Genomic DNA, 18,141 nt, shown 5'->3' with positions numbered 1-18,141 from the left:
ATTGGATTCGCTATCAGGATCATGTCATATAGCTACCAGTCTTCAGGGATGGGCTATGCGTCGGCAGAAGCGGCCAGACAGGCATCCCTGTATCGCAATGAGTAACAGGGAGCGTCGCCGTGCATCTATCCGTCCTAAAGCTCGAAAATTTCCGTCAGTTTGGTCAGGCTTCCCATGGCTTAGAAATCTGTTTTAACCCTGGCGTTACCGCGCTGGTTGGGGAGAACGATGCGGGCAAGACAGCCGTCATTGATGCGATCCGCTATGTGCTGCAGACGCGTGACGCCGAGTACCTGAAGCTGCAGCTTGAAGATTTTTATATCGATGACAGCGGTGCCCAGGCCAATACCATCACCCTGAGGTGCACATTAGACGGTCTGAGCAAGGCGGAGCTGGGAGCGTTTGCGGAATACGTTACCTACAAAAACAACGTAGGTCGCCTACATATTCACTGGTCGGCCACCCGCATCCAAGGCTCAAAGCTTACTCGGAGATGGGTGGATATTTCTGTCCGGTCAGGAGAGAACGGTGAGGGGCCTTCGCTGGATGCTGGGGCGCGTCTGTTACTCGCGGCTGCGTACTTGAAGCCGCTGCGTGATGCCGAGCGCGAAATGTCGTCTGGTCGCAATTCTCGGTTGTCGCAGGTCTTGAGCAGTTTCCCAAGCATCGATCTCGGAAATGCGTTCGACATCGCAACTCTGCCTTCCAGTCCGCTTGATGCGGAAGCGCTGAGCATCGCGGGCATGGGTGACTACATGCGGTATCTTGTGAATAAACACAGCGCTATTGTCAGTGCTGAGAATGCCATCAACCATAACTATCTGGCCCCGCTTTCTCTGGCCGGCCAACCGCTATCGAGCCGTATCAGCTTCGGAGAGGGTGGTACCGAAGAGGCCAGGCTCAAACAGATTTTGGAACGCTTGGAACTCGGCTTGCTTGATCACGCATCCGGTGAGTCTCGGGGTGTGTATGGCTTGGGCTCGAACAACGTACTTTTCATGGCCTGCGAACTGCTTCTGCTTGGTAAGGAGCCCGATGGCCTGCCGCTGTTGTTGGTGGAAGAGCCAGAGGCTCACCTGCACCCGCAGCGGCAACTGCAGCTCATGGAGTTTCTTGAGAAGGCCGCGAAACCTGGAGATGGGTTCAGGCCGGTGCAAGTGATCCTGACAACCCATAGCCCGAATTTGAGTTCGAAGATTCCGATCCAGAACCTTGTACTCATGCATCGAGGGCATGCGTTCTCTCTGGCTGAAGATCAGACATGCCTAGGTGCCGATGACTATCGATTCCTGAGTCGCTTCCTGGATGTCACTAAAGCAGGCTTGTTCTTCGCCAAAGGGCTGTTGGTAGTGGAGGGCGATGCAGAAGCGATCCTGCTGCCGGCGCTTGCTCGCAGGCTTGGGAGAGATCTGACCAAGCATGGTGTGTCGGTAATCAATGTGGGCGGAGTAGGGCTGCGCCGTTACTCCAAGATTATGCAACGTCGTGACACGAGCAAGGGCGAGATTTCCATTCCCACGGCGTGCATTACCGATATGGATGTGATGCCTGATTGCGCCCCTGAAATTCTCGGTTTGGTGGATGGGCCAACGGATCCCAAATGGAAAAGCACTACCCGACGCTGGAAAGCTGCGTGTGATTTCGGAACGACTGCCGCAGAGCAAGAAGCTGGAATGGCTGAGCATCGCAAGAAGCGCATGGCAAGCGATGGGCAGTGCGTCCGAACATTCGTAGCTGACAACTGGACGCTCGAATATGACTTGGCTTTCTCCGGTCTTGCACGGGAGGTACACGCGGCAGCGTACCTTGCACTCAACGAGGAAAAGGTTGATCAGAAGACGGTCACGAGAGCAACGCTTCTGGATGAGGCTGAAGCCGCTTTCAAGCTGATTGAAACTACCTACGCAACCAAAGAAGCTCGGTGTTCTGCAGTCTACAAACTTGTAAAAAAAGCCTCCAAGACCATCACCGTCCAGCACCTGATCGACCTGATTGAGGAGCGTTTTAAGGTCAAAACGCTGGACGTAGCCGGCTTGCGTGGCTCTCTCTCCAAGTCTGTTATTCAGGCGATTGAATACGCCACCAGTGGCGCAGCAGTGCCTGCGACAGGAGCCACGATTGGGTCGCTCGTGGCAGGAAAAGTAGCCGACTCCTCTTCGTCAGCTCCTATTGGGGAGAGTGAGGAATGAATCTGATCCAGGTCATCGATCCGATTACTGATGAAGATATTGAGTGGGTCACCAAGCTCATGAAGCTGGAGGCTCTGGACGAGCCCCGTCGCGATTTCCTCAAGTCAATGAACACTCTGGATGTTGCGGCATGCCCTGGCTCAGGCAAGACCACGTTGGTGGTGGCCAAGCTGGCGATTCTCGCGCGCCATTGGAAAAGTCGAACTCAGGGGATATGCGTGCTTTCGCATACCAATGCGGCACGAGAGGAAATTGAGCATCGTCTTGGTGGAACGGAGATCGGGCACCGCCTCCTTCGCTACCCGCATTACATCGATACCATCCATGGTTTTACCGGGCGATTCCTTGCTTCCCCATGGCTGCGCTCGAAAGGCATTCCCCTCACTGCTTTTGACGATGAACTTACTCATGCAGCCCGTCGGAAAGCTTTGAAGCGCTGGGAGTACGCGGGCATGAAGAAAACCTTCGAATCCTCGTTCTTGAAGGTCGAAGATTTGCGCTTGCGGACTGTCGATTTCGACAACCCGCTAACCGGGTGGAGCTTTAAATTTGGGGCGCACACGGACACGTACAAGAATGCCTGCAAAGCGATGACTCAGGCAGCGAAGACAGGGCATTTTTGCTTCGATGAAGTGTTCGTTCTGGCTAATGCTCTGCTGGTTGAGGAGCCTGAGGTGGCGAGCAATTTGCGAGCGCGCTTCCCCTGGGTTCTGGTCGATGAGATGCAAGATACGCGTCACGAGCAAGCCGACATTTTGAGCAAGGTTTTTCCGCGTCAGAATCCAGGTGTTTGTGTCATCAGGGTAGGGGATCCCAATCAGGAAATTTTTGAGGAAAAGGTGGAGCTTCCGGAGCCGTTTCCTGACCAGGCGAGTTCGATGGAAATCTCCAGTAGTTTCCGGTTCAACCAGTCGATCGCGTCGATCGCCAACCCCTTTGCCTACCTGCCGATCACTGGCGGCCTGATAGGGTTGCGGGAGGGTGGTGCTAGCCAGTCAGCTCCCAATACCATCATCGTCTTCCCTGATGACGATGTCGGGAATGTCTTGGATACCTATGGGCGGCTTTTGATACGGCATCTACCCGCAGATCTGCGTAATTCAGGTGTCTACGCACTTGGGGCTGTACATCGTCTGGAAAATTTCCAGCCCAAACAGTATCCCAAAGCGGTAGAGCATTACTGGGCGCCGTATCAGTCAGAGGTGAACAAACCCTCGTTCAAACCGCGTACGTTTGCAGAGGGTGTACACATCGCCCGGCGTTATGTTACTCGGGATGCTACTGCGGCCTTAGGTGTGGAGCTGATAGCGTCCTGCCTGTTGGCCTTGGTGCGTCTTGCATTTCCCAGTGACACGATTGCGACAAGGTCTCGCAGCCATCAAGGCGTGGAGCAACATCTCGCCGGTCGGCCAGGTGTGGTCGCTGCTTATCGTAAATGGCTCGAACGGTTGCTGTTCAGTCAGGGGGAAATCACCCAGACGGATTGGGATGCGACGGTTGCTTCGGGCTTGCTGGATCTTGCGGCGGAGTTGGTCTCCTCAGACCAACTGCTGGCATCGACCGATGCTGATTCCTACCTTGAGTGGGCAGCTGCGCCGCTTGTGGAAGATCCTGGCGAAAATGGTAGTGCTCTGCTCAATACGTACAAGTTTGAAGGCGAGTCTGAAAGTGTCAACATTCGACTGTCTTCGATCCACTCCGAGAAGGGTAAAACCCACTCTGCGACGCTGATCCTAGAGACGTTTAACCGAACTCATTTCGTCAAAAAACTCATGCCATGGCTCGAAGGTAAAGCGTCTGCTGCGAAGCGTCCTAATGAAGGCGCAAAGAAGAGCATGATGCTCATGTACGTAGGGATGACTAGGCCGTCGCATATGCTGTGCCTAGCCGTGCGTAAGAGTTCGTTAGGTGAAGGAAAAGCTGAGACGAAGAGGCGGGCGGCGCTAGAGAAGGCCGGCTGGTCAATTTTGGACATTTGATACGAGCACGCTTTTATCAACGATTCAATCACTGAAGGATGAAGTCAATGGCATCAGATCGGAAGAAAGCCAAGCGGGCCAAACGTGCCAAACTCAAGGCAAAGGAAGCCCGGGGCGCGCGACATGTGATGAGCGATGACAACTCAGAATCACTGGATTCTATAGCGCAGAGCATGATGAGCATGCTGGTGAAGTTGGGCGAAGCTGAAGAGACCAGTATGGTTGAAATGCTGAAGACCCTGATAATAGAGACCGGTAGGGGAGAGATACCTTATCTGGACGATGAAATTGACTCTCAGATCATCATCTTGAAGGTCTATGGTAGAAGCACTGAAGGGCGGACGGAGGATTGGATGGAGCAACCTATTTTCTTGGCAGCTTATGCAGAAGCTGCAAGATGGGTAGGGCGTCCGGAGCTAATCGAAGCTTGGCAAGATGCTTTTGTGTTAGAGGACTGATGATCTGGCTGACCCAGTGTGGAGTTGGCTGGCAGTCTAGTTGGCTCGGCCTAGGTATGAAGGAATGCCGCAGCCTTGCATGTTTTTAAGGCCAGGTGCGGCAGATTAGGGCGAAGTAGCTCTGATCAAGCTTCGAGGAGCAAGCCTTCGGGGTAAATGCCTTCCCACCAGTTGATCAGCTTCTTTTCTTTTGTTGCCAGCGCACCTTCTTGGAGCCCTACTATCAGAATACCGGCATCTAGAACATCATGCCTGATACGCTCTTTCAGTTTCGACTCGGTGCTTAAATCGATTCCTTGGGGGTAGCGAACCCAGTAATCAAGCGCAAATAAGATATTGACTTGAAGCCAGCGATAGCTGATCCAAGTGTGATCGATGGTGCTACTAGACTCTGGGAGAGGGAGAATTTCGTTTAATTTCTGCTTTAAGAAAGTGCTGTCGGTGAATGTTTTTATTTGCAGTGAGTTTCGCTGGATCTCTCTGTCTTTTGGTGCTGTTTCGCGTGTCTCCGGGAATATATATCCAATGTTTTCAGTCATCCAGACAAGCCTTTCCACATCCTCATCGACCTGACTTTTTCTGCTTTCCCGTTGGGTTGTGAGCTCATCTGGAAGCACGTATCCGGGATTTTGGTAGTCTTTGGTGGGAGCGTGATCAATGTTTCGAATGTGCTGGCTCGGTAATCCACAACTACGTAAGTTTTCCTTTTCGTAACGAAGTAGTGAGCCAAGATTTTTGGATAGCTCAAACGGCCTCGCGGTTGACGGAAATTTCATAAAAAATTTTGCTCTGTCAGCAGGGTGGGCTTTCACCATCTCGTAGAGCATTTCTTCCGGCATGAGAAGACCATATAGTTCTCCCAGCGATTCAATTCGAGATTTTGGTGCGCCTTGCAGAAAGGATTTATCAAGTACAACAAATTTTTTCATTAATTGCCTCCATGCTTACGGCTATTGCCCATGAGGTAGAGAGTGCATTATTTTCAGAGACGATGTGTGGATTCGGTCATCCAGCTTCGCGGCCAAGCTGTGCTTGACTTGTTTTGGTTTTTAGGTTCTTGGTGTTGTTTGGATCCACGCTCCCTGCTATGCTTTCTGAAATAATAATAAAAATAAGGGTTTCAGTATGTCCGCTCCTGAATTTCGCATTGAAATGGTTCCCTCTGCAGGCGGCTTTGAGGTGATATTTGAACATGTCATTCAGAGTGTCGACTCTGAGGATCTGTCCACCTTCCAAGCCTTGGGCTTGTTATATCACATGCTCGATAAGGTTGGTCAGTTTGGGGTGGGAGCGACACAGCACGCTGAGAGAGCATTCAAATCAATACTGTTGAAGGAAGGATGGGGCGAGCGGGTCGTAAATAGCCTCCTGTTGGCGGTGGGCTGGCAGAATCGCATGTACCTGGCTTGGTCTGCAGTGGGGCGAGAAGGGCGAGACGCTGCACGCAATCTAAACTATGAAATCTATCAAAATTACTGGCCTAATTTAGATTTCTGTCATGCAGGCTGGGATGCAGAGGTTAGCGATTGGTTGGAAAATCACACTATCTGAAAGGCTTTGAGTCGAATTCAATGATGGATGGTAGTCTCATGGCCATCGTTGACTCACCTCCCAGCCTGGTGTAGATGGTCTAACGAGGGGCTGCCATTCGCAATAATTCGAGATGCTAGGCTCATCGGGCGAGCCTGTCGACAATACTGCGACTGAGGGTGGACGCTTGCTTTGAGTAAAGGTATGAGGCCTGGATAGCTCATTATATCCACTCATACTGCTGATCAGAATATCGGTCGCGGATGCCGTTCGGCAGACAAGCCTGAGAGGTAACGAAGTTCTGTCGAGTTCCCGTTTTCCGAGAGCTTGAGCTCTCGTATCGCCGCGCGTGATGGCAGACGTTACTCGTGCCTTGAGGTGCTGAACGAGGTGGATCGTACTGGGGAGGGAGAATCAAGTTCACAACGAGCTGTGGCCCTGTTTTCATAATGGCTACCCATGCTCCACGATGCTCCATCTAGGGCATTGGGCACCCAGGGATGCCCATACCTTCAGTGTTACGAGGACTCTAACAGTAGGCAGCTAGGATCAGAATCGAGACTGAATTTTTAGTCCTACGATCACCGCGTCTTCAACTTCACTAACCCCTCCAGGATGCCTTACATACTGGATATTTGGCCTGATCATCAGCCATTTCGTGGCCTGTATTCCGTAGAAGGTCTCAGCGCTGTATTCCTTTCCTAGCACCGGTATGAAATCGGGATCATCAAAATTGGTGATGCCAGACATGGCGCTCAGCATCTGCTGACGCTTTTTGAACTGCGGGCTGACTTCCACTCGACCAACAGCCACTCCCAGTTGATCGGTCGGACGGCTGTCAAACGGGCCGAGCACAGTCATACCGATATTCAGTGAGCTACGGATGTAGCTTGTGTCCTTCTCGTTGAAGTGGGCTTGAGTGAATAGCTCAAGAGGGCGGTTTGGATCTTCATTGATAAGCGCGACTTGCTGGCGGAGCACCGTCAAGAATCCTTGGCTCGTGCTGTGCCGCTTATACCCCCCATCTGGAGTTAGCGGCTGGGGCTGAAGCGGCAGATTGACCGGCAGCACTCCCGGCTTTATCACGCGGTAATGGAGCAGTTGCCTGAGCAAGCTCAAAGGGCTGCGAAGGAGCACATCACCAGTATCCGCGACAACCTGCGAGAAATTGAGCAGGAAGAGCAGCGGCTGGTTAGGGCTACCATGAGGCTTGAAGGGTGGAGCTGAGGCACTGATAGGCCCGCAGCCCTGGTACCGCCAGGTGTGGGCAACTCGCACTGGAGGCAAGCGCTGCTAACGCATCGCAGTCGAGCTGAGCGATGATTGCTATGCCATTTAAAACTGGGGGCGCACATGGATTACCGATCTGCAATGTTGATTGAGGCCGAGAGAGTGTTTGGCGACAAAGAAAAGTCTGCCGCATGGATGTCTATGCCGCGTGCTGCGTTCGGAAATAGGTCTGCCCTTGAGCTTTCTAGCGACCGCGAGGGCTACAAGGAGGTGTTGGAAGAACTGATGCGTATCGAGCACGGATTTGCCAGCTGAGAGTACCTTCGATTTTTGGTGAGGGGGTATCAACCTCACCCCATCTGTATTCAGTTGCTTCGTAGGTAGGAGCTAAATAGCCGGGACAGGCTCAGACAAATTTACCTATTCGCGCCGCTTTTTGTTTATTCACGCCGTTTTTTCACCCCCCCCCTCTTGAAAATTTTTAAGCGAGACGGAGTTCTTATATTTGAGAGCAAAAAGATTTTCTACGGTGCCGGCGCCACCGATGATGCTTGGATAAGACACGGTGTGATGGCCGATCTTTTCGCTTTTGATCTGAGCGCTTTTCAGGCCTCAATTGCCTTGCCGATAGGCGAGGCGAGGGCCGGTAGGGGAGATCGTCTTTTTGGCCGTAAGGCCGCTGCTTTTGCTTTTGACTTCAAAAAACAAACTGAACCCAATTTTTTTGAGCGGAGTAGCTCCGTCTCAAAATGCACCCATGTCAGACAACCTACGGCGACGCTGGAGTTGCGCCGCCGTATTTTCCCTAGTGCATACGGGTGCCCTTGCCTCTGGTTATCAGCATATTGATCTGCATAATGATGTCCTCGGATTACCGAGTAGCATTTGCCTCCACCAAGGCCTGCTCCAACGCCTCCAGCGCATCCTGCAGGCGTTGATTCTCACGAGGATCACTGCTTGTTGGTCTGTAGGCCTGGCAATGGCGCAAGAGGGCTTCCAGGTCGTTCTGATTCAGGTCAAATTCGATGTGCATGCTCAGGCTCAATTCCAGGGCTGTTAAATGTCGTGCCGTGTTCTAGTGGGCACGGTGTAGTTGTGCTGTAGCAGCGAGGTTTGTGCTTGGACAGTGATGTGGAAAAGCTGGTGTGGGAAAGGGCGTGGCAGGTCTACGCGGATTCGCTTAGCTTGATTCTGAGTGAGGCACTGGTCGGCTACAAGCGCACCGCTGGCTTCGACGATTTGACCCGGCTCTACGAGGACACACTCGGCGGCGAGACACTGATGAGTTTGAGACACGCCTTGAAGCTTCGCTGGCCTGATAGCGATGTGGGGCATGCAGAACCTTATGTTCAGCTCCGATCCCGTCTTCGGTCATACCTCGCGCAGTATTTACTGCGTAAGCTCGTCTTTGAGCATGAGGGCACGCCTGCTCTGAGAGATGCCTTTTTTGCGGGAGATCTTGGTGTATGAATAACGGCGTCGATCAGAATCAATCTGATGCTGACCGGGCCCCGTTTTGAATGAACTACGTCCAGCCACTGTTGGACGAGGTCAGCATTCCATCGAGCCAACCTAGCCGCCCGCGTAAGCGCCGTAAATGGTTGCTTACCTACAAGGGCTACAACGTCGAAGCGCTACGCCGCTAATGCGACCAATAGCGAATGCAGCCCGCCATCTCCCTGCGCTCGAAGAAATGCAAGCCCAAGCCTAGATTACCCAGAGTGTTCGATCAGCCCAAGTATCGACAGCGCAACATCACCAAGCGCATGTTTGGCTGGCTGAAGAGAACCTCCGGGCTTCGATAAGCTTGCCAGAGGCTATGCCGCCATAGTCTCACTGGCTTGTTCCATGCGGTACAGAGCCTATTGCCGGCGCACCCTCGCAGGGCTCAGCCCAGAGCCTATTCAGTGCCTTCAACCCTGATAAGGCCAGGCTTGACTCTGACCGAGCCTCAACCACATTTCGCGAATATGGATCGCTCCACTTGAGCCTTTGCACTGCCTACGCTCATTCGAATCTTCTTTTTGAAGATGGCTACCTATAGGTAGGTGCGCAGTCATGGCCAGGCGCCTTCGACCAAAATATCATTGGCCACGTATCGATACTGTCACCTCGATCCTGCGTAATGACGTGAATTTAGCATGAGGCGTTGCAAGCCTACCAACTAGATGGTAGCGTATGCTCATAGTCGAAACCAACCCGTGAACCTGCCGGGCGTTAACGCCCACGTGAGAGCCTCATGCAAGATTGGAAGCAAACCCGCAAAGACATCAACACTCGCCTCGTTGAGCTCAATGGCCTGTCCCCTGAAACCATGAAAGGCATGGCTGCGCTAGGCGCCGCTGGCGGCAAGACGAACCATCTGGACGCCAAAACCCGCGAGCTGATTTCTTTGGCTGTAGCTGTGACCACTCGCTGCGACGGATGCATCGCTTTCCACGCAGCTGAGGCCAAGAAGCTCGGCGTTACCAGTGAAGAAGTAGCTGAAGCCCTGGGTGTAGCCATCAACATGAACGCCGGTGCTGCGCTGGTCTACAGCACCCACGTGCTCGACGCGTTTGATAAGTCCTGAATCAGACGCTGACTTTCAACCTTCCAACGACGTCGAGATTAATCATGAATAAGCTGTTCACTCCGTACGACCTGTCCGGTATTGCGCTCAAAAACCGCGTCGTCATGGCCCCCATGACTCGCACCCGAACCTTGAACAACATTCCAAATGAATCCAACGCGCTGTACTACGCGCAACGTGCTTCTGCCGGCTTGCTGATCACCGAAGGCCTGCCTATCTCCGACGAGGCTCGGGGGTATCTGTACACCCCCGGCATTTACGAAGATGAGCACCTGCCAGGCTGGCGCAATGTCACTGACGCTGTGCATGCCAAAGGCGGGAAGATTTTTGCGCAGCTCTGGCACGTAGGGCGTATGTCCCATGTCTCGGTGCATGGTTTGGTACCGGTCTCCTCGGGCAAAGTGCCTGCCGTAGACACCACGGTGTATGCCTGGATCGAACCGGGCAAATCTGGGCCTGTTCAACCAAGCGAACCTCGCGCCCTGGAAACTGAAGAAGTGAAACGGGTCATTGCGGATTTCGTTAAATCCGCGCGGATGGCGATGGACGCAGGTTTTGACGGTATCGAAATCATGGCAGCCAACGGCTTCCTGTTCGATCAATTCCTGAGCAGCGCCCTGAACACTCGCACTGATCAGTACGGTGGCTCTATTGCCAACCGTCAGCGCTTCCTGCTGGAAACAATTGACGCGATTGCTGCTGAAATTGGTGGTTCGAAGATTGGCGTTCGCTTCTCGCCGTTTGGTCGCCTGTACGACTTCGGGGTGTACGAAGGCGAAGAAGAAACCTGGATGAGCATGGCGGCTGCCCTCAACGAACGAGAGCTGGCATTTGTTCACCTGAACTACCAACCGACCATCTTGGCCGCGCAAACGCCCCCAGGCTTCGGTGCTGCGTTCCGCGACGCTTACAAAGGCACCTTGATGGCTGCTGGCGGCTTCACCAAAGAGATCGCAGAGTCTGAGCTGGCCAAAGGCGAACTCGACCTGATCGCTTTCGGCACCGCTTACATCGCCAACCCGGATCTGGTCGAGCGCATGCAAAACGATTGGCCGCTGGCCGAGGGTGATCGCGCTACCTACTACGGCGTAAGCGATTCGATTGATAAGGGTTACACCGACTACCCTGAATACGCAGCAGCAAAAGCCTGAAATTCCATCCCAAACATTTAGGAGAACACCATGCCACTCGTAACTATTAAAGGTATTGAAGGGGTTTTTTCTGACGAGCAAAAAGCCGAGGTCATTCGCAAAGTGACTGACGCCATGGTGTCGGTGGAAGGCGAAAACATGCGTGCCCTGACCTGGGTCATTTTCGAAGAGGTTAAGAGCGGAGACTGGGGTATCGCTGGCAATCCAGTCACTGCACAGGACGTGCTGAAGTTGCAAGCAGGCCAATAAGGCTTCATCGCCAAACCATTAGCTCCCTGATCGCTGAGTGTATTTACGCTCAACGATCAGGGGGCTTTTTCCGTTCTTGAAGAACGCCAGGTTTGTGGGGAATCACGTCATGATTCTGATCATTTACGCCCATCCTTACCCTGAGAAATCCAACGTAAACACGTTGATGCTCAGGTTCGCAGCTAACAAATCCGATGTTGTAGTCCGTTCCCTGTACGACCTATACCCCGATTTCAACATCAACGTTGAAGCTGAACAGAAGGCCGTGGAGCAAGCAGACCTGCTGGTTCTGCAGCATCCTTTGTATTGGTATAGCTACCCCCCACTTTTGAAGCTGTGGATCGATAAGGTCTTCACGCAGGGCTGGGCCTACGGGGCGGGTGCTACTGCTTTGAAAAATAAAAATCTCCTGTGGGCCGTGACCACGGGCGGAGAGCATGATCATTTTGAAGGCGGTGACCATCCGGGTTTCGCGGTGCTGTCCCAGCCTCTTCAAGCAACCGCGAATTACTGTGGAATGCGTTGGTTAAGCCCAGTCGCAGTTCATGGTGCATATAGAGCAGACCAAGACGGACTGCTCAAGCAGATCCGCCATTACGGCGAGCGCCTGGCCTCGTGGAAGGAAGATTGAATGGACACTCATAGCCTGATTGAAATGCTCATTTACTTGGGCTCAGCTGCCTTGATAGTCCCAATTGCCGTTCGGTTAGGTTTAGGCCCGGTTCTGGGGTATCTGATAGCCGGCTGCTTAATCGGCCCGTGGGGCTTGAAGCTTGTGACCGACGTCGAGTCCATACTGCACTTCGCTGAAATTGGCGTGGTGTTGATGCTGTTCATCATTGGTCTCGAACTCGACCCCAGGCGTCTTTGGGCTATGCGCCGGATGGTGTTCGGTGGTGGTGCGATGCAGATGCTGGCATGTGGTGCAGCCATCGCAATATTTTGCGCTGCACTAGGCTTGAACTGGACAGCTGCGCTGCTGGTAGGGCTAACGCTGAGCCTCTCGTCGACAGCTATCGCGATGCAGGCCATGAATGAGCGGAACATGACCTCGACCGCCGTGGGTCGAAGCAGCTTTGCCGTGTTGCTTTTCCAAGACATCGCGGCGATTCCCCTGGTGGCTATGATTCCACTGCTGGCCGCAAACGGTGGCACGCCCTCGGGTGCGGAACTGGCCCTGTCTATCGCGAAAATCGTAGGTGCAGTTGTCGCAGTTGTTCTTTTGGGTCAGTACGTATCCAGACCCGTCCTTCGCTTTGTAGCGCGCTCTGGCCTGAGAGAGATCTTTAGTGCTGTCGCGCTGTTCCTGGTATTCGGATTCGGCCTCTTATTGGAAGAGGCAGGCTTATCGATGGCCATGGGTGCTTTCTTAGCGGGCGTTCTATTGGCTAGCTCGGAATATCGTCATGCCCTAGAGAGCGATATCGAGCCTTTCAAGGGATTATTGCTGGGTCTGTTCTTCATCGGCGTAGGCATGTCGATTGACTTCGGAACGCTGATCGACGCCCCTTTGAAAGTCATCACTCTGACGTTGGGCTTTATCCTGATCAAGCTGCTCGTGATAAAGCTTCTGGGGCGTTTCTTGAGTGTCCCAAGTGATCAGCGCTCGTGGCAGGCGGTGTTCCTCGGCCAAGGCAGTGAGTTTGCCTTTGTGGTATTTGGCGCAGCGACTGTCGCCGGCATCCTGATCGACCCTTGGGGTAAAAGCCTGACGTTGGCGGTGGCGCTGTCCATGTGTATAACGCCTCTGCTGATCCTCTTGCTCAATCACTTGGACTCGTCGGGCAAACAGGGTAGCAAGGAATCGGACATCATTGATCAGAGCAATCCTCGAGTCATCATTGCTGGCTTCGGTCGGTTCGGTCAAATCGCTGGGCGTCTACTGATGTCCTGTGGCTTTGAGGTAGTGGTCTTGGATCATGATCCCGACCACATCGAGACACTGCGAAAATTCGGAGTGAAGGTGTTTTATGGGGATGCCACACGTCTCGATTTACTTCACGCTGCGGGTGCCGCGAAAGCCGTGGTGCTGATCAACGCCATCGACAACCAGGACGATAACCTGGCACTGACCGAGCTGGCTCAAGAGCATTTTCCATCCCTGAAACTGGTGGTGCGTGCTCGTGATATGGGGCATAGCATTACCCTGCGCCAGATGGGCATAGAGGCCGTCGAGCGGGAAACTTTTGAAAGCGCGTTATCCCTTGGGCGTAGAGCCTTGGAGCAACTGGGTGTAGGGCGCTACGAGGCTCGTGAGCGTGCGGATCGGTTCCGTCGCCTGAATTTGGAAATGCTGGAAGAAATGGCCGCTCAGCCCGCTGATGACACCGAATTCAAGTACGACGCTTACAAACGAGCCAACGCTTTACTGACGGAAATATTCAACGAAGATCGTGCTCATCCAATTGACGCAGGCCCAGGAAAAAATGAGTCTTCAGCACCGAGAGGTGAATAGCCGGCCAGACTGCGAGTTATGGAGAACGCTCCGTTAGCTAGCGTCTTCCAGCTCAGTGATAATTGCTTTCTTCAAGGCTGAAACTGACTTAGACCCAGCGAAGACTTTCAATAAGCGGCCTTCGTGAAACACCGCCAAGGACGGCACAGAGCGGATGCCATACATCGGCGCAATTGTCGGAGACACCGCAATATCAATCTTTCCAAAGACCGCTAGAGAATGGAGTTTTCCCTCCAGTTCCAAGAAGATCGGCTTCATCTCTTTACAAGGTTTGCACCAGGAGGCTGAGAACATTACGACACTGCTCCCTTTGGCTACGAAGCGAGCAAATTGGGGAGCGCTCAACTCAACGATACGACTCATCTGGATTTCTCGTTCTGTATTGAGGAAAGGCGGCACCTTGAGAATGCCGCCATCCATTGCCAGTCAAATTTTGCAGCCATCGATCCCGCAGACTTGGCCCATTGATGAGCTATCCAGGGATTTCGCCTCAGCTGCCATCTGATTCAACGCCTGAAGAAAGGATGCGTCTGTCTGTGCGCCTGATACCGAGAACGCATTATTGAAGACGAAGAGCGGTACGCCGGAACCCAATTGGGCGGCAAACTGTTCATCCGCCTTCATCTCAGCGCGCAACTCTGCAGATGACCAAGCCAGCTGGATGGACTCGTCCGACACACCTGCGCCTTTAGCAATCGCCGCCAAGCTGGCGCGATCAAAAAGGGACTTACCGTGGCTGGTACTCTGCTCGTACAGCGCTTCCACAAGACGCTTCTTTACCTCCGAGTCTTCAACAGCTTTTACCAGCACATGAGCATCCGCAGTATCGCCAAACATCATGGTGTCAAAGCGGTAATCAAGCCCGTCGACCTCGCCATATTTACTGACGGTACTCATCATCGATAAAGCGGAGTTTGCGTTACCAAGCTTACGCTTCAAGGCAGGAATCATCGGCTCCGGAGCATGGTTGGCAGCCAGCCGATAGGCCCGAACGTTGACCTGTACGTCGTCCTTCTCTGGGAAGCATTCAAGTGCTTTCTCAAAGCGGCGCTTGGCAATCCAGCACCAAGGACACACATAATCAGACCAGATATCGACAACGTATTTTTTCGAAGGAGTTTTCATAATCTATCCTGCACGAAGAAATGAAGACCGAATTGCCGCCATTTCAAGCAAATGGTTAAAACCAGCCAAAGGGTCGGTTGATCGACCGAGTGTCCAATCAATGAGGCTTGCTCCCTCCAACATACTCAACAGCATGAAGGCGAAGTTTTCAGCCGTTGTTCCCAGCGACCAGTTGTGCTGGCGGACTGCGTCATTCAGGGTGCTTTGGAGCCAGGCGAGCTGAGAGTTGAAGAAGTCCCGCGTGAGCCCTTGGAGCGACAACGGCAACGCAGCCATTTCCGCAGCCAAGGCGCCGCATAAAGGCAGCAGCCCATCATTCGCGCTGATCACGAAAAGTCGAGAAAAGGCCTGCAGACGCTGCAGTGGCTCGGGATACATGGCTTCGATTGAGGCCAGCGTTTCATTGAACCGGGAGATGTAATCGTTGATCAGCTCTGCGCCCAAGCACTCCTTCGTAGGAAAATGATGGTGAATGCTGGCTTTTCTGATACCGATCTTCGCAGCGAGATCAGCGTAACTGAATGCTGAGTAACCCTTTGAACGCATCTGGGTTTCCGCGTAACTCATGAGCGCAGCTTTTGTCGTGATAGGCATTTGGAACTCCTACAGCCAGCACCTTTTTCCACCGGAGGCAGTGCACTGGGAAAGCGCCTCACTGAGAGGCGCTATATGCAGCGCTTGCTACGGTATTAGGCCCGTACTGCCATCACCCCTGCATCAACGTCCCAGATAGCACCTGTCACCCAGGAAGTTTTATCCGAGAGCAGGAAGAGGATGGTGTTGGCGACGTCCTCGGGAACACCGACACGCCCCAGCGGGTGGAAATCGTTGAGCGACTTCATCGCATCCGGAATCGCGTCCTTGTCCATGAAACCTTCATAGATCGAGGTGTGAACGATGCCAGGAGACACGGCATTAACTCGGATACCGGAGTGCGCCAGCTCAATTGCCAGGTTTCGGGTGACTGCGTGCAGACCCGCCTTAGCCATCGAATAAGCAGTCGCTGGAGAGCCTGCCAGTGCAGCTTGGGCGCCAATCGAACCGACGTTGACAATGGAACCTTCGCGCTTGGCGGCGAGCATATTCTTGACCACGGCCTGCGTGATAAAGAACGTGGCGCGGTTCAAATCCAGATACATGTCGTAATCAGCCTCATCGTGCTCGATGAAAGGCTTCGGAATGAATATGCCTGCGGAGTTCACCATGAAGCCAATGTCACTGTGATTGGCATTGATTTCGTTGCGTACGAAATTCATCCCTTCTTCGGTCATGAGGTTGGCAACGATCACCGATACGTTCCCCAACGAACTCAGCTCAGCGCGAACAGCGTCGGCTTTATCCTGTTTACTGCCGGTGAGAACCACGCTGCCACCAGCCTTCAAAAACAGGCGTGCTGTTTCCAGGCCCATGCCGCTTGTGCCGCCCACGACCAACAGTTTTTTGCCTTTAAAAAAATCGTTCATTACAGACTCCAGTACCAGATAACCGAAAGGTCGCTGGCCGCCAGGTGCCGTACACACCTGCGGCCATGACAGTTAGCCTTCGATGACTTCGAGCTTAGGGAGCATGCGGATGGCTTTAGAGAAGTTTGCGTAGTTGACCGAAGTCTTAAGCACCACCTTGTGCAGCTCTTCCACGCGCTCACGGGAGGCGTCGGTGTGCAGGCGGATTACGACGCTTACCTCGTCGTAGCCTGGGTTAACGCTTTCATCGATACCCAGGAAGCCACGCAGGTCGAGAGTGCCGTCGGTCTCAATTTCCAGGCTGTGGATCTTGATGCCCATCATCGCGGCATTGGCGGCATAGCCGACCGACATGCAGGCGTTGAGAGCAGCCATCAGCAGTTCCTGAGGGTTAGGCGCAGTGTTTTCGCCCAGCAGTTCATTGGGTTCATCGGCGGCGATTTCGAAATCACGCGAGTAGGTTTCACCGGCCAGGCTATAACGGCTGACTTTGGCTACAGAGCGGGTCTGGCCTTTCCACGCGGTCTTAACGTTGAAACTGGCGTGGCGCTTGCTCGCATCCTCAGCAACGGCTTGGGCAAATTGTTGCAGGGCAGCTACGTCAATACCGTTCAGATTGGTAGTCATTTGATAGATCCTCGGTGCACGCATTTACGGGGGTAGGTTGTTCGCTGAGAAACAACTCTACCAACTGGTAGGTTGGCGTGCAAGAAATTCTTTTCCCGTGAAGTGTGCGCACGCATGCGGCGACCTTTCGATCCGAAGAGGCTCGTATCTTAAGCTTGGTGAAATACCTGCTATTTCAGCAGGTTAGGCGACTGAAATGCCAGGCTCTCGGAGGTTTTAGATTTACACAGAGGGGAAGAGGCCAGCTCCGTTAAGAACTGGCAGCGGACAGTGCGGAGCTCCACTGCGAAGAGGTGGTAGCGGCTCAGAGTGAAATACTCCAAGACGTTGTTTTTAATATAATTAATGAAAACATAAACCAGACAAGAGGGGTTTTAGGCTGGCAGCAGTTGTCTTCGGCTGATGCACCTTAGGGGCACGTTTTTCATGCATGTTTTTGGTCGAACAGGGAGGGTGGCGATGATGGCATCGACCATCGACCACTTGCGCAATGAGAGGCCTTTGTCGAGAAGAAGTCGTCGATGATCTCCAGAATGCCCCTCGCAAGCAGATGCTCTTCCAGCAGATGCCGGTAACTCACCATCGTGGTGCCCTCAGGGGTCGGGGCGCTGAGTGTCAGCTGTGCAGACTGGCGCATCGAGGTGATCTCTTACAGCGCTTCTTCCATGGCTGGATCGCTAGTGAGACCAGTATTGCAGAGGTGGATGCGCAGCATGGTTTCCAGTGGATAGGGCTTCCTACCGCTGTCAGCTTTTGGATTAAGCGGTTCGCAATGCAACCAGTGCATGCCACGGCACGACCTGTTTCATCTCAGCCAGGAAACGCTTGTGGCGTGTTTGCAGAGCACGGCGAGACTGATCAAGTTGTTTGCGCTCTCAAATCTGTGGCTGGTGCGCCTGCATTAGTTGGGGGACGTGCGTCCGTGAAGAATGTAACCAGGGCGTTGCCCTGGTTTCTCAATAATCAGCGCATGAAGAACAAGCTTTTCTGAGCCCCAAAACGCCTAATTAATGGTAAGGGGCCGGCGAACACACCTTCCCGATGCAAACGCCGGAGGCCATGGTATCCACCTAATTTAAGTGGACGCCATTTCTGACCCATCAGGCGGACTCT

Annotated in this window: 19 protein-coding genes and 3 pseudogenes; 13 read left to right on the top strand and 9 right to left on the bottom strand. The window is 53.3% G+C overall.

The features are described 5' to 3' along the window. Positions 1-119 precede the first annotated feature (119 nt). The 3 genes from KUO17_RS26945 to KUO17_RS08720 are packed head-to-tail and all read left to right on the top strand — an operon-like array spanning position 120 to position 4,626. Complete coding sequence (locus KUO17_RS26945) at positions 120-2,189, top strand: ATP-dependent nuclease (protein ID WP_186517008.1); 2,070 nt, start codon at positions 120-122, stop codon at positions 2,187-2,189. Further along, positions 2,186-4,168, top strand: coding sequence for a UvrD-helicase domain-containing protein (locus KUO17_RS08725; protein WP_186517009.1), 1,983 nt, complete (start codon positions 2,186-2,188; stop codon positions 4,166-4,168). Before KUO17_RS26945 ends, KUO17_RS08725 begins: the two co-directional genes overlap by 4 nt. 47 nt (positions 4,169-4,215) lie before the next feature. Then, positions 4,216-4,626 (top strand): hypothetical protein, encoded by a 411-nt coding sequence (locus tag KUO17_RS08720; protein WP_186517010.1) that lies wholly within the window; start codon positions 4,216-4,218, stop codon positions 4,624-4,626. A 125-nt stretch (positions 4,627-4,751) separates the two neighbouring features. Here KUO17_RS08720 and KUO17_RS08715 read toward each other — a convergent pair whose 3' ends face one another. Next, a complete protein-coding gene (locus KUO17_RS08715) occupies positions 4,752-5,555 on the bottom strand; it encodes a hypothetical protein (protein WP_186517011.1) in 804 nt (267 codons plus the stop codon). Between the two features lie 196 nt (positions 5,556-5,751). On the opposite strand from KUO17_RS08715, the gene KUO17_RS08710 reads away from it, so the two are divergent. Continuing rightward, complete coding sequence (locus KUO17_RS08710) at positions 5,752-6,177, top strand: hypothetical protein (protein WP_186517012.1); 426 nt, start codon at positions 5,752-5,754, stop codon at positions 6,175-6,177. Between the two features lie 528 nt (positions 6,178-6,705). On the opposite strand, the gene KUO17_RS08705 is transcribed toward KUO17_RS08710, so the two are convergent. Beyond that, positions 6,706-7,227, bottom strand: a complete 522-nt coding sequence (locus tag KUO17_RS08705; protein ID WP_274119326.1) for a carbohydrate porin — start codon at positions 7,225-7,227, stop codon at positions 6,706-6,708. Here KUO17_RS08705 and KUO17_RS08700 point away from each other — a divergent pair. Continuing rightward, a pseudogene (locus tag KUO17_RS08700) lies at positions 7,204-7,383 on the top strand (transcriptional regulator GlcC); the annotation flags it as partial. The gene KUO17_RS08705 and the pseudogene KUO17_RS08700 sit on opposite strands and share 24 nt — an antisense overlap. 126 nt (positions 7,384-7,509) lie before the next feature. After that, positions 7,510-7,701 carry an MbcA/ParS/Xre antitoxin family protein gene (locus KUO17_RS08695; protein WP_186517015.1) on the top strand — a complete coding sequence of 64 codons (192 nt, stop codon included), beginning with the start codon at positions 7,510-7,512 and terminating at the stop codon, positions 7,699-7,701. Positions 7,702-8,257: 556 nt separating this feature from the next. Here the strand turns inward: KUO17_RS08695 and KUO17_RS08690 are convergent. Continuing rightward, positions 8,258-8,419 carry a hypothetical protein gene (locus KUO17_RS08690; RefSeq protein WP_167400214.1) on the bottom strand — a complete coding sequence of 54 codons (162 nt, stop codon included), beginning with the start codon at positions 8,417-8,419 and terminating at the stop codon, positions 8,258-8,260. An 86-nt stretch (positions 8,420-8,505) separates the two neighbouring features. On the opposite strand from KUO17_RS08690, the gene KUO17_RS08685 reads away from it, so the two are divergent. The 7 genes and pseudogenes from KUO17_RS08685 to kefC all read left to right on the top strand — a co-directional run bounded on the left by KUO17_RS08685 (position 8,506) and on the right by kefC (position 13,813). Further along, positions 8,506-8,856 (top strand): hypothetical protein, encoded by a 351-nt coding sequence (locus KUO17_RS08685; RefSeq protein ID WP_146095018.1) that lies wholly within the window; start codon positions 8,506-8,508, stop codon positions 8,854-8,856. A gap of 62 nt (positions 8,857-8,918) precedes the next feature. After that, positions 8,919-9,309, top strand: a pseudogene (locus KUO17_RS26600) (transposase family protein); the annotation flags it as partial. A gap of 316 nt (positions 9,310-9,625) precedes the next feature. After that, the gene (locus KUO17_RS08680) at positions 9,626-9,958 is read left to right on the top strand and encodes a carboxymuconolactone decarboxylase family protein (protein WP_014860758.1); all 333 of its coding nucleotides are present in this window, start codon (positions 9,626-9,628) and stop codon (positions 9,956-9,958) included. Positions 9,959-10,002: 44 nt separating this feature from the next. Then, entirely contained in the window at positions 10,003-11,109 is a 1,107-nt protein-coding gene (locus KUO17_RS08675) for an alkene reductase (RefSeq protein ID WP_186517017.1), read from the top strand. A 30-nt stretch (positions 11,110-11,139) separates the two neighbouring features. Beyond that, complete coding sequence (locus KUO17_RS08670; RefSeq protein ID WP_014860756.1) at positions 11,140-11,358, top strand: tautomerase family protein; 219 nt, start codon at positions 11,140-11,142, stop codon at positions 11,356-11,358. Between the two features lie 109 nt (positions 11,359-11,467). Next, positions 11,468-11,989: a glutathione-regulated potassium-efflux system oxidoreductase KefF gene (gene kefF / locus KUO17_RS08665; protein WP_100633693.1), complete on the top strand. Its 522-nt coding sequence runs from the start codon at positions 11,468-11,470 to the stop codon at positions 11,987-11,989. Continuing rightward, entirely contained in the window at positions 11,990-13,813 is a 1,824-nt protein-coding gene (kefC, locus tag KUO17_RS08660) for a glutathione-regulated potassium-efflux system protein KefC (protein WP_186517019.1), read from the top strand. It abuts the gene before it with no gap. Between the two features lie 33 nt (positions 13,814-13,846). Here kefC and KUO17_RS08655 read toward each other — a convergent pair whose 3' ends face one another. The 6 genes and pseudogenes from KUO17_RS08655 to KUO17_RS26595 form a co-directional block, all read right to left on the bottom strand. Further along, entirely contained in the window at positions 13,847-14,176 is a 330-nt protein-coding gene (locus KUO17_RS08655; RefSeq protein WP_100634008.1) for a thioredoxin family protein, read from the bottom strand. A gap of 63 nt (positions 14,177-14,239) precedes the next feature. Continuing rightward, positions 14,240-14,938, bottom strand: coding sequence for a DsbA family oxidoreductase (locus KUO17_RS08650; protein WP_100633697.1), 699 nt, complete (start codon positions 14,936-14,938; stop codon positions 14,240-14,242). A 3-nt stretch (positions 14,939-14,941) separates the two neighbouring features. Then, positions 14,942-15,532: a TetR/AcrR family transcriptional regulator gene (locus KUO17_RS08645; protein WP_100633699.1), complete on the bottom strand. Its 591-nt coding sequence runs from the start codon at positions 15,530-15,532 to the stop codon at positions 14,942-14,944. A gap of 95 nt (positions 15,533-15,627) precedes the next feature. Further along, positions 15,628-16,401, bottom strand: coding sequence for an SDR family NAD(P)-dependent oxidoreductase (locus KUO17_RS08640; RefSeq protein ID WP_100633701.1), 774 nt, complete (start codon positions 16,399-16,401; stop codon positions 15,628-15,630). Positions 16,402-16,473: 72 nt separating this feature from the next. Next, positions 16,474-17,028 carry an OsmC family protein gene (locus tag KUO17_RS08635; RefSeq protein ID WP_100633703.1) on the bottom strand — a complete coding sequence of 185 codons (555 nt, stop codon included), beginning with the start codon at positions 17,026-17,028 and terminating at the stop codon, positions 16,474-16,476. A gap of 393 nt (positions 17,029-17,421) precedes the next feature. Further along, positions 17,422-17,870, bottom strand: a pseudogene (locus tag KUO17_RS26595) (transposase); the annotation flags it as partial. Positions 17,871-18,141 lie beyond the last annotated feature (271 nt).

Origin of the sequence: Pseudomonas aegrilactucae (genome assembly GCF_019168305.1) — a bacterium.
Taxonomy (GTDB): Bacteria; Pseudomonadota; Gammaproteobacteria; order Pseudomonadales; family Pseudomonadaceae; genus Aquipseudomonas; species Aquipseudomonas aegrilactucae.
This window is presented reverse-complemented; position numbering and strand designations above follow the sequence as displayed.

Excerpts from the sequence above, each read along its gene's own strand:
- KUO17_RS08725 (WP_186517009.1), top strand. The coding sequence starts at position 2,186 with ATGAATCTGATCCAGGTCATCGATCCGATTACTGATGAAGATATTGAG.
- KUO17_RS08720 (WP_186517010.1), top strand. The coding sequence starts at position 4,216 with ATGGCATCAGATCGGAAGAAAGCCAAGCGGGCCAAACGTGCCAAACTC.
- KUO17_RS08715 (WP_186517011.1), bottom strand. The coding sequence starts at position 5,555 with ATGAAAAAATTTGTTGTACTTGATAAATCCTTTCTGCAAGGCGCACCA.
- KUO17_RS08710 (WP_186517012.1), top strand. The coding sequence starts at position 5,752 with ATGTCCGCTCCTGAATTTCGCATTGAAATGGTTCCCTCTGCAGGCGGC.
- KUO17_RS08695 (WP_186517015.1), top strand. The coding sequence starts at position 7,510 with ATGGATTACCGATCTGCAATGTTGATTGAGGCCGAGAGAGTGTTTGGC.
- KUO17_RS08690 (WP_167400214.1), bottom strand. The coding sequence starts at position 8,419 with ATGCACATCGAATTTGACCTGAATCAGAACGACCTGGAAGCCCTCTTG.
- KUO17_RS08680 (WP_014860758.1), top strand. The coding sequence starts at position 9,626 with ATGCAAGATTGGAAGCAAACCCGCAAAGACATCAACACTCGCCTCGTT.
- KUO17_RS08675 (WP_186517017.1), top strand. The coding sequence starts at position 10,003 with ATGAATAAGCTGTTCACTCCGTACGACCTGTCCGGTATTGCGCTCAAA.
- KUO17_RS08670 (WP_014860756.1), top strand. The coding sequence starts at position 11,140 with ATGCCACTCGTAACTATTAAAGGTATTGAAGGGGTTTTTTCTGACGAG.
- kefF (WP_100633693.1), top strand. The coding sequence starts at position 11,468 with ATGATTCTGATCATTTACGCCCATCCTTACCCTGAGAAATCCAACGTA.
- kefC (WP_186517019.1), top strand. The coding sequence starts at position 11,990 with ATGGACACTCATAGCCTGATTGAAATGCTCATTTACTTGGGCTCAGCT.
- KUO17_RS08655 (WP_100634008.1), bottom strand. The coding sequence starts at position 14,176 with ATGAGTCGTATCGTTGAGTTGAGCGCTCCCCAATTTGCTCGCTTCGTA.
- KUO17_RS08650 (WP_100633697.1), bottom strand. The coding sequence starts at position 14,938 with ATGAAAACTCCTTCGAAAAAATACGTTGTCGATATCTGGTCTGATTAT.
- KUO17_RS08645 (WP_100633699.1), bottom strand. The coding sequence starts at position 15,532 with ATGCCTATCACGACAAAAGCTGCGCTCATGAGTTACGCGGAAACCCAG.
- KUO17_RS08640 (WP_100633701.1), bottom strand. The coding sequence starts at position 16,401 with ATGAACGATTTTTTTAAAGGCAAAAAACTGTTGGTCGTGGGCGGCACA.
- KUO17_RS08635 (WP_100633703.1), bottom strand. The coding sequence starts at position 17,028 with ATGACTACCAATCTGAACGGTATTGACGTAGCTGCCCTGCAACAATTT.